This is a genomic window from Glutamicibacter sp. BSL13 (assembly GCF_052928425.1).
On record NZ_JAVGCZ010000180.1, the window covers coordinates 1 to 2,440 of the forward strand.

A 2,440-nucleotide genomic window follows, 5' to 3' on the forward strand; every position below is an offset into this window, starting at 1 on the left:
GCCGACGTGGCCGCCGGGCTGCACCAGCTGCTGATGGTCCTGGAACTGGGTTCGGGCAACGAGGTCAGCGCCCGCGAACACCTGGACGCCTACTGCCGGGCCCTGGGCGCGGCCGGGCACCGGGCCCTGGCCCAGCTGCTGGAGGGCGAGGGACTGGAACTGCATGTGGACGGGTCCACCGAACAACTGCACGCCCTGGCCCGGCTGCACGCCGCCGGCAGCCCGGACCGGCTGGTCAGGGTGTACACCGGCACCTGGCTGGCCCACGCGCTGATGCGCCACGACGATTTCGAGCAGGCCGCCACCCTGGCCGGGACCACGCACCGGGCGGCGCTGGAGCTGATCGCGCGGATGCCGGCCGACGACGTGCGCGACGCGCTGCTGCACAACCTGTACTCCATCCGCATCATCCTGGCCTCGGCGGAGGCCGAACCGCAGGAACTGGAGCCGCTGATCCGCGCCTGGCGCAAATACAACCCCACCGCGAACTCGCTGGCCCAGGTGCGCAACTTCATGGGGCAGCTGGCCTCCGGGGACGGCCAGGCCCAACTGGCGCTGGAGTACACCGACGCCGCCCTGGAGGTCTTCCTGGGCTACACGGACCGGCAGCGGGCGATCAGCGCCGCGGACTTCAGCGCCGAACTGCTGCTGGAGCTGGGGGAGCCGGAGGCCGCCCGGGAGCGGCTGCGCCTGGGGCTGGGGCAGGCCACCCGGGCCGAGGACCCGCAGCGCTTCGCGTTCCTCTTCCGCCTGGCCCAGCTGCACGTGCAGGCCGAGGAACCCTATGAGGCGATCGACTACCTGCAGCAGGCCCTGGAAAACGGGCACCAGGTGCTCGGCGAGCGGGAACTGGGGGAGGTGCACGACCTGCTGGCCCAGGGCTACGCGATGAGCGAGCAGCTGCCGGAAGCGGCCGGGCACTGGCGGCAGGCGCTGGCGATCTTCGCCGCCACCGGTGAGGGGCTGCGCGAACTGCAGGCCGGGGAGCAGCTGGCCAACGCGCATCTGATGTTCGGGGAGCACGAGCAGGCCGAGCAGCTGAGCACGCGGCTGGTCGCCCTGGCCCAGTCGCTGAGCGAGGAACACGGGATCGCCGTGCTGCTGAACGTGCTGATGCTGCAGGCCGCGGTGCAGGAGGCCGCCGGCACCGGCGCCGCGGAGCAAAGCTACCGCCAGGCCGCCGAGCTGGCCGCCGAACACCGGCAGGAGGCGCTGCTCGCCCAGATCCTGGTGCGCCACGCCCAGTACGCCGGCGGGGAGCAGGACTTCGCCCAGGCGGTGAGCCTGATGCTGCAGGCCGCCAACCACTTCGAGGACCTGGGGCAGGAATCCTCGGCCGCCCAGGCGATCGGGGCCGCGGCCAGCTACCTGGCCCTGGACGAGCGCCACCAGGAGGCGGTGATGCTCTTCGAACAAAGCCTGGAACGCGAGATCGGTGAACCCGGTGCCGAGCAGACTCTGCGTCACCGGCTGGCCGATTCGCTGGACGCGCTGGGTCAAAACGCTCGGGCCGCCACCGAACGGCGCCTGGCCGAACAGCTGGGGCAGTAGCCCCGGGCAGCAGGGCGCCGGCCCGGGGCCGCGGCTTGCCCGGGCGGGGTGGCAGCGGGCAGGGTGGAGGCATGGACGCGCTCTTTGACGACAGTGCCCTGCCGCGGCACCCGCACAGTCCCCGGCCCGGGGCACACCACCTGCCCGGGTGGCTAAGGCCGGCCGCGCAGCAGTGGATCACCCAGCGCTTCTTCGAATGGGGCCAGGGCCCGGTGCCGCCGCACTCAACGGTGGTTGCCGGGCACCCGATGAGCGTGCAGACCGTCTGCCTGGGCTGGCACTGGAGCCCGAACCGCTATTCGCGCACCGCCGATGACGTCAACGGGGCGCCGGTGGCACCGATGCCGCAGTGGCTGGTGGATCTGGGCCGCAGCGCGGTGCAGGCGGCCACCGGGGATCCGCGGCAGGCACGGGATTACCACCCGGATGCGGCCATCGTGAACTACTACGACGTGAACGCGACCATGGGCATGCACCAGGACCGGGAGGAGGCGGTCAACGCGCCGGTGGTGTCCCTGTCCATCGGGGACAGCGCCACCTTCCGGCTGGGCAACAACGAGCACCGCAACCAGCCGTACCAGGATCTGCGCTTGGCCTCCGGGGACCTGTTCGTTTTCCAGGGCCCGGCCCGCTTCGCCTACCACGCGGTGACCAAGATCCACCCGCACACCGCCCCGGCCGGGTGCGGGATCAGCAGCGGACGGATCAATATCACGCTGCGCCAGACCGGGCTGCGCTAGGCGCGCCCGCCGCGCCGCCAACGGATTCGGGCGCTAGGGGGCGGACACATCCAGGGTGGAAACCAGCCCCAGGTGGTCAGAATCCCCGGCCTCCACGCGTTCCAGGCCGGCCGGCTCCACCCCGCGCACCAGCACGTGGTCGATGCCCA

At 72.0% G+C, this 2,440-nt stretch carries 2 protein-coding genes; both read left to right on the forward strand.

Features of this window, described 5'->3' with window-relative positions; translation table 11 throughout:
- The coding region (locus RCJ92_RS15565) for a hypothetical protein (protein ID WP_446755076.1) at nucleotides 1-1,551 on the forward strand (1,551 nt) is incomplete at its 5' end.
- Nucleotides 1,552-1,622: 71 nt separating this feature from the next.
- A complete protein-coding gene (locus RCJ92_RS15570) occupies nucleotides 1,623-2,291 on the forward strand; it encodes an alpha-ketoglutarate-dependent dioxygenase AlkB family protein (protein ID WP_446755077.1) in 669 nt (222 codons plus the stop codon).
- Nucleotides 2,292-2,440: the final 149 nt, after the last annotated feature.

Bases quoted from the DNA above. Each gene is read 5' to 3' on its own strand.
- RCJ92_RS15570 (WP_446755077.1), top strand. From the start codon at position 1,623: ATGGACGCGCTCTTTGACGACAGTGCCCTGCCGCGGCACCCGCACAGT.